This is a genomic window from Staphylococcus ureilyticus, assembly GCF_025558845.1.
Lineage (GTDB): Bacteria > Bacillota > Bacilli > Staphylococcales > Staphylococcaceae > Staphylococcus > Staphylococcus ureilyticus.
The window spans coordinates 1,933,218-1,946,893 of sequence record NZ_CP094825.1 but is presented as its reverse complement, the minus strand read 5'-3'; the positions used below and the strand labels follow the sequence as shown (position 1 = coordinate 1,946,893).

13 protein-coding genes are annotated in these 13,676 nt (G+C 32.5%); 8 read left to right on the top strand and 5 right to left on the bottom strand.

Annotated elements, in window-relative coordinates:
* Positions 1 to 40 precede the first annotated feature (40 nt).
* The 7 genes from MUA21_RS09765 (at position 41) to MUA21_RS09735 (ending at position 8,055) form a co-directional block, all read left to right on the top strand.
* Entirely contained in the window at positions 41 to 832 is a 792-nt protein-coding gene (locus MUA21_RS09765) for an inositol monophosphatase family protein (protein WP_107525422.1), read from the top strand.
* A gap of 155 nt (positions 833 to 987) precedes the next feature.
* On the top strand, positions 988 to 1,914 hold the full coding sequence (locus tag MUA21_RS09760) for an LCP family glycopolymer transferase (RefSeq protein WP_169926881.1): 927 nt from the start codon (positions 988 to 990) through the stop codon (positions 1,912 to 1,914).
* 266 nt (positions 1,915 to 2,180) lie between these two features.
* Positions 2,181 to 5,135 carry a formate dehydrogenase subunit alpha gene (gene fdhF / locus MUA21_RS09755; RefSeq protein ID WP_262561160.1) on the top strand — a complete coding sequence of 985 codons (2,955 nt, stop codon included), beginning with the start codon at positions 2,181 to 2,183 and terminating at the stop codon, positions 5,133 to 5,135.
* Positions 5,135 to 5,602: a helical membrane plugin domain-containing protein gene (locus MUA21_RS09750; RefSeq protein WP_262561159.1), complete on the top strand. Its 468-nt coding sequence runs from the start codon at positions 5,135 to 5,137 to the stop codon at positions 5,600 to 5,602. The genes fdhF and MUA21_RS09750 overlap by 1 nt, the downstream gene beginning before the upstream one ends.
* A gap of 124 nt (positions 5,603 to 5,726) precedes the next feature.
* Positions 5,727 to 6,011: a hypothetical protein gene (locus MUA21_RS09745; protein WP_071560236.1), complete on the top strand. Its 285-nt coding sequence runs from the start codon at positions 5,727 to 5,729 to the stop codon at positions 6,009 to 6,011.
* Between the two features lie 26 nt (positions 6,012 to 6,037).
* A complete protein-coding gene (locus tag MUA21_RS09740; RefSeq protein WP_210128018.1) occupies positions 6,038 to 6,814 on the top strand; it encodes an N-acetylglucosaminidase in 777 nt (258 codons plus the stop codon).
* A gap of 116 nt (positions 6,815 to 6,930) precedes the next feature.
* Positions 6,931 to 8,055 carry an FAD-dependent monooxygenase gene (locus MUA21_RS09735; protein WP_262561158.1) on the top strand — a complete coding sequence of 375 codons (1,125 nt, stop codon included), beginning with the start codon at positions 6,931 to 6,933 and terminating at the stop codon, positions 8,053 to 8,055.
* Positions 8,056 to 8,446: 391 nt separating this feature from the next.
* Here MUA21_RS09735 and MUA21_RS09730 read toward each other — a convergent pair whose 3' ends face one another.
* From MUA21_RS09730 to MUA21_RS09710, 5 genes are all read right to left on the bottom strand, one after another.
* Positions 8,447 to 9,403 (bottom strand): 2-hydroxyacid dehydrogenase family protein, encoded by a 957-nt coding sequence (locus tag MUA21_RS09730; RefSeq protein ID WP_046208476.1) that lies wholly within the window; start codon positions 9,401 to 9,403, stop codon positions 8,447 to 8,449.
* Between the two features lie 163 nt (positions 9,404 to 9,566).
* Positions 9,567 to 9,884 carry a DMT family transporter gene (locus MUA21_RS09725; RefSeq protein ID WP_046208475.1) on the bottom strand — a complete coding sequence of 106 codons (318 nt, stop codon included), beginning with the start codon at positions 9,882 to 9,884 and terminating at the stop codon, positions 9,567 to 9,569.
* The gene (locus MUA21_RS09720) at positions 9,884 to 10,204 is read right to left on the bottom strand and encodes a DMT family transporter (RefSeq protein ID WP_046208474.1); all 321 of its coding nucleotides are present in this window, start codon (positions 10,202 to 10,204) and stop codon (positions 9,884 to 9,886) included. The genes MUA21_RS09725 and MUA21_RS09720 overlap by 1 nt, the downstream gene beginning before the upstream one ends.
* A 987-nt stretch (positions 10,205 to 11,191) precedes the next feature.
* Positions 11,192 to 11,659, bottom strand: coding sequence for a CHAP domain-containing protein (locus MUA21_RS09715; RefSeq protein WP_046208473.1), 468 nt, complete (start codon positions 11,657 to 11,659; stop codon positions 11,192 to 11,194).
* A 314-nt stretch (positions 11,660 to 11,973) separates the two neighbouring features.
* The gene (locus MUA21_RS09710; protein WP_262561157.1) at positions 11,974 to 12,336 is read right to left on the bottom strand and encodes a DUF4870 domain-containing protein; all 363 of its coding nucleotides are present in this window, start codon (positions 12,334 to 12,336) and stop codon (positions 11,974 to 11,976) included.
* A 253-nt stretch (positions 12,337 to 12,589) separates the two neighbouring features.
* On the opposite strand from MUA21_RS09710, the gene MUA21_RS09705 reads away from it, so the two are divergent.
* A complete protein-coding gene (locus tag MUA21_RS09705; RefSeq protein WP_262561156.1) occupies positions 12,590 to 13,660 on the top strand; it encodes an NAD/NADP-dependent octopine/nopaline dehydrogenase family protein in 1,071 nt (356 codons plus the stop codon).
* Positions 13,661 to 13,676 lie beyond the last annotated feature (16 nt).

The window sequence follows — 13,676 nt, the reverse complement described above, 5'->3', positions numbered from 1 at the left end:
ATGAAAAAATTTAGTGATTCGCTTAAAGAGGAGGTCGCAAATGAATAAAGAAACATTATTAGATATAGATAATTTAGTTAGAGATTGGTTAACAACATTAGATGATATTATCCCACAATTAATAAAACAAATGGTTACTTCAACGAAAAAAAATCGATTTGATTTAGTGACTAATGTAGATAAATCTATTCAACAAAATTTTGAGCAATTTTTACAGCAACATTTTCCAAATCACCAACTTTTCGCGGAAGAAAAATCGAATGAAGGTATTCAAGCAAAAAAGGGTCATGTATGGGTCATGGATCCGATTGATGGTACTACAAATTTAGTTAAGCAACAGGAAGATTATTGCATTATATTAGGCTACTTTGTGGAGGGTGAACCTACGTTATCATACATTTATGATTATCCACACGGCAAGCTTTATAAAGCTATCAAGGGCCAAGGCGCATATATGAATGATAATTTATTGCAACAGCCTGAAGATTTAAAATTAGAAGACGCGATTATTTCATTTAATACTTTGGTAATGAATGATGATACGATTCATGATTTAAATGATGCTTCATTTGGATATCGTTTCATTGGTTCATGTGGCTTAGATTCTGTGCGCGTAATTTTAGGACAATTTGGCGCACATGTAAATACAAATCCTAAACCATGGGATATCGCTGCACAGTTTTTATTCGCTGAAGAATTGGGATTGACAATGACGACGTTAAATAATTCAACTTTAGATTTTGCGAAAGCGGGACCATTTATTATAAGTAACAAAGCTTGTCATAAAGAAATGTTGACGATTCTAAATTCAGGATCTGGGTATCAAAAATAATTATTTTAAAATATTAATTATTTAACAATAGGTCTTAAGCACCATGTTCATTAAATAATTTTACTATATAATCTATAATTAATTGAAATAGAAAATCGAATATAGAATGGAGAATGAAAAAGGTGAATCGTTCTAACGAATATAATAAAAAGAAAATGGGGTTGCCCGCAAAAGTATTTTTGTGGTTTTTGGGTTTATTGTTAATTTTAGCAATTTTAGCCGTTGTGTATTTAGGTTTTAAAATATTTTCTGTCGGTGGTGCAATACATAATCCATTAGATAGGGATAAGTCATCTTTGAGGGAAAAAGAAGCCAACCTTAATAATGGAGATCCATTTACGATTGCTTTATTTGGTGTAGATTCAGATGCCAAAAGAGCTGCTAATGGCGGAGGACAGCGTAGTGATACGATTATGGTGTTGTCTATCAACCCAGAGAAGAAATCTACTGAAATTGTGAGTATACCTAGAGATACTCAAGCAGATATCGTAGGTAAAGGTACAACTGAAAAAATAAATCATGCATACGCGTATGGTGGTCCTGACATGGCAGTGAAATCAGTAGAAAAACTATTGAATGTGCCGATAGATCACTATGCAACGATAGACATGGATGGAATGAAAGATATGATAGATACTGTTGGAGGTATTGATGTCACTAGTAACGCTACCTTCTCATATGATGGATTCCAATTTAATGAAGGACAAAAGTCTCGAATGGATGGAAAAGAAGCAATGGCGTTTATAAGAAGTCGTAAAGAAGAAGGTGCTGGTGGCGACTTTGGAAGACAAGAACGTCAACAATTAGTTATACAAGGTCTTGCCAACAAATTGACAAGTATCAGTTCAGTTACGCATTTTAACTCGTTGATGAATCACGTTGAAGATAATGTAAAAACTGATTTGACTTTAGGTGAGTTGAACAAAGTTAGAGGTAATTATAAAGATGCAAATGATAATGTTCACCGCCATCAATTAGAAGGTCAAGGTGGCATACAAGATGATGGTCTATATTATTTTGTACCTAGCCAAAGTTCATTATCTGAAATAGAAAGCGATATAAAAGATAATTTAGGTATCTAATTTAATAAATACACGCAACCACTGTATTGGTTGCGTGTATTTTATTTTTGTCACTAAAATAATAATTTTCAGAGAGAATATTTAACACTATAAATTAAAACTTATATTAAACAGTTAAAAATCAGTGGAAAGCCTTAACATTTTATTGATTTACATATACAATATAAATAACATTACCAAAAAGTGTGGGGCTTTTAAGATGGAATGTTGTCAGACATCTTTGATTCATAAACACGGGCTTTATAAAATTAATAGGGGTGAATAATATGCAAGAACATTTAATTATTATATTAGATGGCAAAGATTATCTTGTGGAACCCGGCACAAATTTACTACAATTTATTAAATCACAAGATACGTTTGTACCTTCTATATGTTATAACGAATCGCTTGGTCCAATTGAAACTTGTGATACGTGTACAGTAGAAATAGACGGTGTGATGCAACGTGCTTGTAGTACGACGATAGATAGACCAATGATTGTAAATACACAAAATGATAATGTACAAACAAGTCAAAAAGAAGCATTAGATCGTATTTTAGAAAAACACATGCTTTATTGTACAGTATGTGATTATAACAATGGTGATTGTGAGATTCATAATACAATGGATCAGTGGGGTCTCGAACATCAAACATATGAATATAAGGAAAAACCATATGAAAAAGACTATGGACCTTTCTATCGTTACGACCCAGACCAATGTATTCTTTGTGGAAGATGTGTGGAAGTGTGTCAAGACGTCCAAGTCAATGAAACTTTAACGATTGATTGGGAACGTCAACAACCACGCGTGATTTGGGATAATGATACAACAATTAACGATTCATCATGTGTTGGTTGTGGTCAATGTGCAACTGTATGTCCTTGTAACGCTATGTTAGAAGTAAACATGGAAGGAAACGCAGGCTATATGACAGATTTAGAGCCAGGTTCACTTGCTGCGATGATTGACTTAACTAAAAAAGCAGAACCAGGCTATGGCCCACTATTTGCAGTATCTGATTCTGAAGCGGCGATGCGTGAAGAACGCATCGAAAAAACTAAGACTGTATGTACATATTGCGGTGTTGGTTGTTCCTTTGACGTATGGACAAAAGGAAGAGAAGTTTTGAAAGTTCAACCTCAACACGAATCTCCAGCCAACAAAATTGCAACTTGTGTGAAAGGTAAGTTTGGTTGGGATTACATTGATTCAGAGGAAAGATTAACTAAACCATTAGTACGTAAAAATAATCAATTCGAAGAAGTAGAGTGGGATGAAGCATTACAAGTAATTTCTGAAAACTTTAACAAAGTAAAAGCTTCTCACGGATCTGATGGTCTAGCATTTATTTCTTCTTCAAAAGCAACTAATGAAGAATCATATTTAATGCAAAAGCTTGCGAGACAAGTAATTGGTACGAATAATGTCGATAACTGTTCTCGTTACTGTCAAGCACCTGCGACAAAGGGATTATTTAGAACTGTAGGTCATGGTGGTGATTCTGGTTCAATCAACGATCTTGAAATTGCTGATATGGTTGTTTTAATAGGCACAAATACTGCTGAAGCACATCCAGTCATTGCTTCTCGCATTAAGCGTGGACATAAATTATATAACAACACATTAAATGTTTTTGATATTCGTAAACATGAAATGGCAGAAAGAGCTGACAACTTCTATCAACCTAAACCTGGTACTGACTTAGTTTGGTTATCAGCGGTGACAAAATATATTATAGATAATGACTTGCATGATAAAGCATTTGTAGATGAATGGGTAAATGGCTTCGATGAATATCATAAGTCTTTAGCACCATTTACAATGGAATTTGCCGAAGATACAACAGGTATTTCAAAAGAAGCACTCATAGATTTTGCACATCAAATGGTTAATGCTGAAACAGTGTCAATTGCGTGGGCTATGGGTGTCACACAACAAGATATTGGTAGTGACACGTCTACAGCAATTTCTAACTTATTATTAGCAACAGGCAATTATAGAAAACCAGGTACTGGTGCATATCCGCTTCGTGGTCACAACAACGTACAAGGATGTAGTGACATGGGTAGCATGCCTGATCAATTCCCTGGTTACCAAAAAGTAGCAGACGATGAAATTCGTGCAAAATTTGAAAGAGAATATGGTGAAACATTACCGAGTGTTCCTGGTAAAGATAATCACCAAATGATGGAAGGTATTCACGCAGGTGAAATTGACGCATTGTATTTATATGGTGAAGATACAGGTATTGTTGATTCAAATATCAACTATGTACAAGCTGCACTAGAAAAAGTTGGTTTTTTAGTCGTACAAGATGAGTTTTTCACTTTCACTGCTTCATATGCAGATGTAGTTTTACCAGCATGTCCTTCACTAGAGAAAACAGGTACATTTACGAATACTGAACGCCGTATCCAACGTTTATATCAAGCCCTTGAACCTAAAGGCGAATCTAAACCAGATTGGGTCATTATTCAAGATGTAGCTAGAACACTAGGTTATGATTGGAATTACACGCACCCAAGTCAAATTATGGACGAAATTGCTAAACTGACACCATCATATTCGGGCGTGAACTATGACAGATTAGATGGTTACAATAGTTTACAATGGCCTGTGGCTGAAGATGGCACGGATCAACCAACATTGTATTTAGATGGATTTAACTTTGAAGATGGTAAAGCGAATTTCTATCCTTTAACTTTCGATAATTTCTTTAAAGTGAATGAAAAATATGATTTACATGTAAATAACGGTCGTTTATTAGAGCATTTCCATGAAGGAAACATGACTTATAAAGTACCAGGTCTTGCATATAAAGTCCCTCAACCATTCGTAGAAGTATCTCCAGAACTAGCACAAGAAAGAGATATTCATGAAGGGGCAGAAGTTAAGTTGATTTCAGATAGTGGTGAAGCTGAACTAATTGCACATGTCACTGATAGAGTAAAAGGCAAAGAAATTTATATTCCACTTAATAACAATGCAATGATAAATGGTGATCAAGGTGCGATTAACTTATTGACGAACAGTGATGTGGATAAAGATACAGACACACCTTCTTATAAGCGTACAAGTTGTCGTATGGAGGTTAAAACACGTAGAGGAAAATCACCATTAAACCCTACAAACTTCAGAGTAGATAAACAAAGACAACCACAATATAGCGTACGTGTTGAAGACAAATGGAAACGTGATGATTACACATTCCCAGGAAGTCAGGTGAATAAATAATGGCTGAGAGAATAACGAAAATTAAGCGCATGCAAAAGTCTGAAGAACAAATCAAACAAGAAAGTTTAGCAGAAGTAACAGATGCAATTGCAGCAAATAAAGATAGTATCATGAAAGCTATTAACATTATTAGCACGTTGGACGATGCTAAGATACTAGATGCAGTATCAGGTATGGTCAATAGTCGAGGTGTTATCGCTAATAAATTCGCAGTTGAATTAAACAAAGAACAATACACAGGATTGATTACAAATATGGCATCACTTGTTTTCCTTTTAGGTGATTTGAATGTCAATGACTTGAGCATTATGTTAAATAAAGTAAATAAAGGATTAAGTGTTGCAAATCAAGCTAGTCCAAACCAAAAAACATCTATCACTGGCTTAATGAGTGTACTGAGAGATGACGGAATGAATCGTAGTTTAACTTATATGTTAAATATGCTCAGAGGCATGTCTAGATCATAAAATGAAGTGTATATATTGATGAAAAAAGCCCTTATTGTGAATTTTTATTCACATGAGGGCTTTTTTGCTATGATAAATGACATATTGAAAATTAAGTAAATATGATACAATTTCAATAAACAGAATGATTTACTTAGAATATGATTACAAGGAGTGGAGTCTTATCAATCCGAAATTAATTAAAATCATGGCTATTATTTCAAATGTATTTTTAGTCATTGGTATTATATTTTTAATCACTTTAAATATTGCGATGGCGATTACAATGTTTGTTGTTTCATTGGCAATTAGCTTAGTGATTTTCAACACATTGTTTAGAAATCGAAAAGGCATGCGTATTGCAATTAATGTTTCCTTTATAATTGTACTTATTGCGATTATTTTTGCCTATTTCACATTGACTCAATAAAATGCAATGCAGGTAGATTTTAAAATATGAACGAGCGTGTTAAGCAACGTATACCGTTGATATTATTAATATTAATTATTGTTATATTTGCTATTTTATTAATAATAAATGAAACATCTTTATTTGAAAAACAAAGAACACATACCTTTAATGAAGCGGTAGATAAGCAAGTAAGTTCAGACGCATTAAATATGAAAGAACAGGAAGGTAAATTCATTAAAGCTACTACTACAGATGTGAAAAAAGCAATGGAGGTTAATAGTGATCAAGATGATTTAAACCATATGGATATTTCTGAAAAGGTATCTATGTCTGAAGCTGAAATAAATAAAATTTTAAAAAATAAAGGTGTATTAAAAGGGAAAGGTAAAACTTTTCTAGAAGCACAAGATAAGTATGAGGTTAATGTTTTATATTTAGTGAGTCATGCCTTAGTTGAAACAGGTAATGGTAAATCGGAATTAGCTAAAGGCATTAAAGATAAAGGTGAAAGGTATTATAATTTTTTTGGTATAGGTGCATTTGATGAAAATGCTGTACATACTGGTAGTAGTTTTGCAAAGAAACAATCGTGGACATCACCTGAAAAAGCAATTATGGGTGGTGCCCAATTTGTAAGAAAAAATTACTTTGATAATAAACAAATCTCACTTTATCAAATGAGATGGAATCCTAAGACACCAGGTGAACATCAATATGCAAGCGATGTGGATTGGGATGATAATATCGCTTGGTTTATGAAACATTTTTATAAAAATTTAGGGATTAAAAAAGATGACATTAACAAAGATTATTACTTGTAGTTGGATTATAGAGTATTGCAATCGCAATTTTTACAAGCTTTATTTAAGTTTTGTTATGTTATGATACAAATGTGAATATAATATTAAAAGATTAGGGAAAGTTGGAGTGAATAAAAATGAAAATAGCCATCGTTGGTGCAGGTATAGGTGGTTTAACTGCAGCAGCTTTATTAATAGAGCAAGGTCATGATGTAAGTGTATTTGAAAAAGAGGATACAGTATCTGAATTAGGTGCTGGTATTGGCATTGGTGGTAATGTCATTGAGAAATTGAATGGTCATGATTTGGCAAAAGGACTTAAAAACATTGGACAAGTCATCGATATGATGGAAGTTCGAGATGATAAAGACAAACTATTATCAAAACTTAAGTTGAAAAAAAATACAGTTAATTTAACGATGTCACGTCAAAGTTTATTAGAAGTGATTAAATCTTATGTATCGGATAGCGCAATTTTCACCAATCATAATGTGACAGGAATTGAAAATGGGGATTTGAAAGTAACCTTACAATTTTCCGAGCAAACTTCACAATCATTTGATTTATGTATCAGCGCTGATGGTATCCATTCAAACATAAGGCAAGCAATAGTGCCAAATAGTAAGCCAATTTATCAAGGATACGCAGTATTCAGAGGTTTAGTTGATGATATTGATTTAAAAGATAACAATGTTGCTAAAGAGTTTTGGTCTACAAAAGGTAGAGTGGGCATTGTACCATTATTAAATAACCAAGCTTATTGGTTTATTTCAATTTCTGCCAAAGCCCATGATTCTAAGGTTCATGCTTTTGCGAAGCCACATTTACAGGCAAGATTTAATCATTTTCCTAATGAAGTCAGACAAATATTAGATAAGCAAAGTGAAACAGATATATTGTTACATGATATGTATGATTTAAACCCATTGAAATCGTTTGTTTATCAACGTGTTGTACTTCTAGGTGATGCTGCACATGCAATGACGCCAAACATGGGGCAAGGTGCTGGCCAAGCGATGGAAGATGCTATTGTTTTAGCGAATTGTATGCAATCATATGATTTTGATTTAGCCTTAGAACGCTATAATAAATTGCGTGTAAAACATACAAAAAAAATAGTGAAACGTTCTAGAAAAATAGGAAAAACTGCTCAAAGAACAAATAAATTCGTCGTGAAAGCGAGAAATAAAATTGCTAAAATTTTACCTGATCGATTACTTTCAAATCAGACAAAATTTATTTATAAGTCGAAAGCAAAGTAAAACATATACATTGGCCAAAGCCTCAACATCACAAAACGTGTAAATGTAATTCGGAAAAATTATATTTACACGCTTTTTAATATCAAAATGTACTATTATTAGATAACTTTTCTAAGGTAATAATCTATTTTGTTATTTTCAGTGATTCAATTATGTCAGCTAGAACGATCCGCTAACATAAAAATATTTTAAATTTTTATTGAATCATCAACTTTGCTAATAGAAAAAACACTTTCGTACTGTTCATTTTAAATGAATTCTACGAAAGTGTTTTTATTTTAATCCCATTGATATAGGGCAATTTATATTTGATTTAATAAAAATTGATGTTTAAACATGAGTTAAAAATAAGTGATGTCGCTGCATTGTTATTTTGTTAAATTATCAATGATTAATTAACGACAAATTTAGGTTCATCACCATTAAGTTTACTTATTGTGTCATTTGCTACAATTTTTGACATCATATCACGTGATTCAAACGTAGCATTACCAATGTGTGGCGTAATGACAACATTCTCTAATGATTTCAGTTCATCATTAATTTCAGGTTCAAATTCAAACACATCTAATGCTGCACCTTCGATGTCTTTATTTTTTAATGCTTCTACTAGAGAGGCTTCATTTACGATAGGGCCTCGAGCTGCATTAATAAGATAACTTGTTGGTTTCATTGACTTGAATTGTTCTGTGTCAAAGAGATGGTGTAAATCTGGATTATATGCAGCATTAATTGTAATGAAATCTGAGTGCTGTATGAGTGTGTCAAAATCAACATATTTAGCACCAATTTCACGTTCTTTATCAACTTTTTGATGAGGACCTGTGTATAGTACATTCATATCAAATGCTTTGGCACGTTTTGCCACTGCACTTCCAATTTCTCCTAAACCAATAATACCTATTGTTTTACCAGAAACTTCTCTACCACGGAAGAATAATGGTGCCCATCCGTCAAATCCAGTTGTACGACATAATTTATCGCCTTCAGGGATGCGTCTTGCAACTGCCAATACAAGTGCGAAAGTTAATTCGGCAGTAGAGTTTGTTGATGCTTTTGGTGTATTGGTTACATCAATTTGCTTTTGACGTGCATGTTTAATATCTACATTATTGAAACCAGCACCATAGTTTGTGATGATTTTTAAGTTTGAGCCTGCATCAATCACATCTTTATCAACATTAGTAGATAGAAGACTGATTAAAGCGTCGGCATCTTTAACACCTTGAATCAATGTTTCTTTATCAATAATTCCTTTACCTTCATACATATCAACTTCATAACCTTGTTCTTTTAGCAAGTTATACCCTACTTCTGGTATTGGGCCTGCAATAAATACTTTTACCATATATAATCACTTCCTTTACTTAAAGTATAGTAAATTTCATATAAGTAAACAAACTTTTACATTGCTCTCAATTCAAACAAAGTAAATATCACTTGTGATTATCATTGTAGCGTTATATAAGCATTTTATTTTAGTAGATACTGTACTAAATTTAAAAGTTACGTTAACCAACGATTTTTAAACCAACAATTGCTAAAACAATGACAACGATAAAGAAAATACGCTTGATATTTTTAGATTCATTATAGATAAGCATGCCAGCTAGCGTGCCTCCACCTGTACCTATACCGCTCCATACTGCATAAGCCGTTCCCATAGGTATGCCCATTGTCATTGCTAGTTTAAGTGTGCTAAAACTACAAATAAAGGCAACTGCTAAAAGCACTACGAACAGTTTCTTTTTAGTACGAGCAATTTCATTTAGAATAATGACACCAACAACTTCTAATAAACCTGCCATAAATAGTATCATCCATGCCATTATTGTTCAGCCTCCTCTGTAGTTAATTTAAGACCGATAATTCCTATGACAAGTAAGATAACTAATGCTATTTTCATAATGTTAAAATGATCACCGAAAATTATCATATCAACCAGTACTGTTCCAATAGCACCAATACCTACAAATACAGCATAAACAGTACCAACAGGTAATGACTTACAAGCTGAAATGACTAAATAGAAACTCAAAATTAAGATAATAATCGTACCGGTCCAACTCAAAAATGAGTCAGCAGAGTTTAACCCAGTAACCCATAATATTTCTATAATCCCTGCCAAGATAACTTTAAACCACTGCATTTGCTTTAACCTCCTTTTTACATGAAACGCTACTATTTTCTCAAACTTTTAATTAGCCTGCAATATGTAAGCGTTAATTCAATATAAAAGGGTCTGGTATATACAGTACTTTGACAAGTGAAAAGTCAATTTTTATTGAAATCATATAGAAATTGCCTTTTTAAATATGGTTTTAGTTATAATTAGCTCATTGAGTCGCTACTTTTCTTTTATTAAATACCATTAATATAAAGAAATAATGATTATAATAGGACAATTGTTTTAGGATTTACTCTAAAATGATTTATTGGTTTATAAAAAGGCGGTTGATTTTGTGAGAGTCACATCATTCAGCTACGATCATTAAGCAATTTTTCTATTTTACGACTAGAGAATGATATTATGTGTACATATATATAGTGATTTTTAACCTCTTGTTAGTATGATATTGCACCACAAGATGTTTAAATGCATCGAATACATTTTCAGGGATTGTTTTATCGGTTTCATTCATTAATATGTCGTGGCATATCATTTGTGAGAAAATGAACTGAAGTTTCCATTGGTAGTGTTTGTAGAGTCAAGTTATAATCTTATACATATATCGCACGTTAATTTAATAGTGGCTATTAAATGATACGTATAAATCTTATTTTTTGAATGACAAAATATAAGTTGTATCGATTTTGTTATGTACTAACGCCCGTGGGAATCCGTATGAGTGAGAGACGAGAGGCTCGCACAATCCCCTAGTCAACTACGCACAGTCAAAATCGTAAAATTTTAAATATAAAGAGGACCAATCCATATTAAGGATTGGTCCTCTTATTTTAAGAATGGGGATTTATGTCCCAGACGCTTATATAAGTTACTACTTGTTATTAAAAACAGATTGTTATTGACATTTTTAATATAAATAACTGTATTTATCATACGCATAAAATCATGAAATAAGTATAAGATCTTATGTTTTGTATGACTCCCAATCGTGATGACTTAATGACAATATTAGTTTAAGTGAATATAGTTATATGAACTAGCTTCACCAGCCGAAATTGTACGTTCACTTACTGAGAATGGTCCACCATTATAGTTCATTTCAGAAACATTAACCGAACCATCACTGTTTACATTTTCAACATATGCTACATGGCCCATGCTACCTTCACTAGATTGTAAGATAGAACCTGCTTCTGGAGAATTATTAACTGTATATCCTGCTGAAGATGCTGCAGATGCCCAATTATTTGCATTTCCCCATGTAGAGCCGATTTGACCACCTGTTTTATCAAATACATACCATGTACATTGTCCAGCAGTGTACAAGTTTGCACTTGATCCTGATGTAGCTTGAGTAGTGTTTTGGTTAGCTTGAGTAGATTGTTCAGCTGCGTTTGCTTCATTTCCGTGATCTAAACCTACAATTGCTGCGCCGATACCTGCTGTTAATGTTGTTGCTGTTACTATTTTTTTCATAATAAAAAAGTCCTCCCAAAATTTAATTCATCTATTATTTTAATAAAATTTATTTTTATAATTACTGCGTTAGTTTCAACGACAATTTATACAATAACAGAAGATTATCACTTTGTGTGGAATGTTACGTATTTGTAAAACAATTAAAAAGACCTCACATATTGTTGTAATAAACAACACGTGAGGTTACAAAAGCAAATATTGTTGTAATATAGTATAAATTGCACAAGTATAAGGTTTAACACGATTATCAACACATATACTAAATTTGTATATTACAGAAGGTGTAAAGAATCACAAAATTTTGATATAAATTATTTGAAAAATCTAATAGATACCGGAGGTAAATAATCTTCGCCATTATATGCTTTTACGGCTGCTACTATTGTAAAAATAAAATTTAAAATTGCGAAAATAGGAAATAAAATAAAGCCTATGAGAATAAACATCAAAATAGTTGAAACGGTTAGCCAGATAACATATGAAATTAGAAAATTAAAATAGTTTTTACCAGCTCTATCAACAAATGCAGAATCTTCACGTTTAATAAGCCAAATGACTAGTGGCGCTAAAAATGTAGTGAAAAAACTAAGTACATAAATTAATGTAGCCATCAATCTTGCATCACTATTAGGTTCTTGATTTAATACTTCACGATTTGCGTAATCTTCAGTCATTATTATTCCTCCTTTTAATTTACTATTACTATAACAAAACCCAAAATGAGTTGTACATTATTTGAAAAATTTTATAAAAAGCCTGTTTACAAAGTGGCGATATTGTTAAAATATAGAAATGCACTTAAGTACCTTTAAATTGAGAAAATTAGATAGGTTGTATATCAGTGTTTATCATTTTTCTTAATAGGTTATACATGAGAGTAATGTTTAATACGAAAAAAATTCAATGTTTAAAGAAAGAAGGGTGTTTATGAAGATAGCTATTGTAGGATCAGGTAATGGTGCTGTTACTGCAGCACTTGATATGGTTAATAAAGGACATGAAGTCAAGTTATATTGTAGAAATCAGTCTATAGATAAATTTGACAAAGCCATTGAACAAGGTGGATTTACATTTAATAATGAAGGTGAAGAAACCTTCGTAAAATTTACTGACATAAGTGATGATATGGAATACGTGCTTGAAGGTGCTGATGTTATACAAGTTGTGATACCATCATCATTTATTGAACATTATGCGCACACAATGGCGCCATTTATCAAAGCGAATCAGTTAATTTTCTTTAATATTGCTGCTGCAATGGGATCAATACGTTTTATGAATGTGTTAGAAGATATGCATATTGATGTAATGCCTAAGTTTGCAGAAGTAAATACATTAACTTATGGTACGCGTGTCGATTTTGAAACAGCACGTGTCGATTTATCTTTAAATGTTAGAAAAGTACATTTTTCAACATATGATAAAGAAGAGTTAAGTGATAGCTTTGATACAATTGAGCAGTTATATCCTCATATTGTAAAAGAAGAAAGCTTATGGAAAACAAATTTAGAAAATGGTAATCCTGAAGTTCATCCAGGACCAACATTGTTAAATGTAGGAAGAATAGATTATGCTGATGAATTTGCGTTGTATGAAGAGGGAATCACAAAACATACTGTGCGTTTATTACATGCAGTAGAGTTAGAGAGACTAACACTAGGGCGAAAATTAGGATTTGAGTTATCTTCTGCAAAAGAAGCTCGAATTGAACGTGGTTATCTAGAAAGACAAGATGAAGATGAACCACTCAATCGTTTGTTTAATACGAGTCCTGTATTTTCTCAAATTAAAGGACCTAATCATGTAAAAAATCGTTATTTAACAGAAGATATTGCATATGGTTTAGTGCTTTGGTCAAGTTTAGGAAGAGAAATTGATGTGCCAACACCTAACATTGATGCGATTATCATTATTGCATCAACAATTTTAGAACGTGACTTCTTTGAAGAAGGATTAACGATAGATGAGTTAGGAAAAGATAAGTTAGGATTGTACTAATTATAATATTCATTCA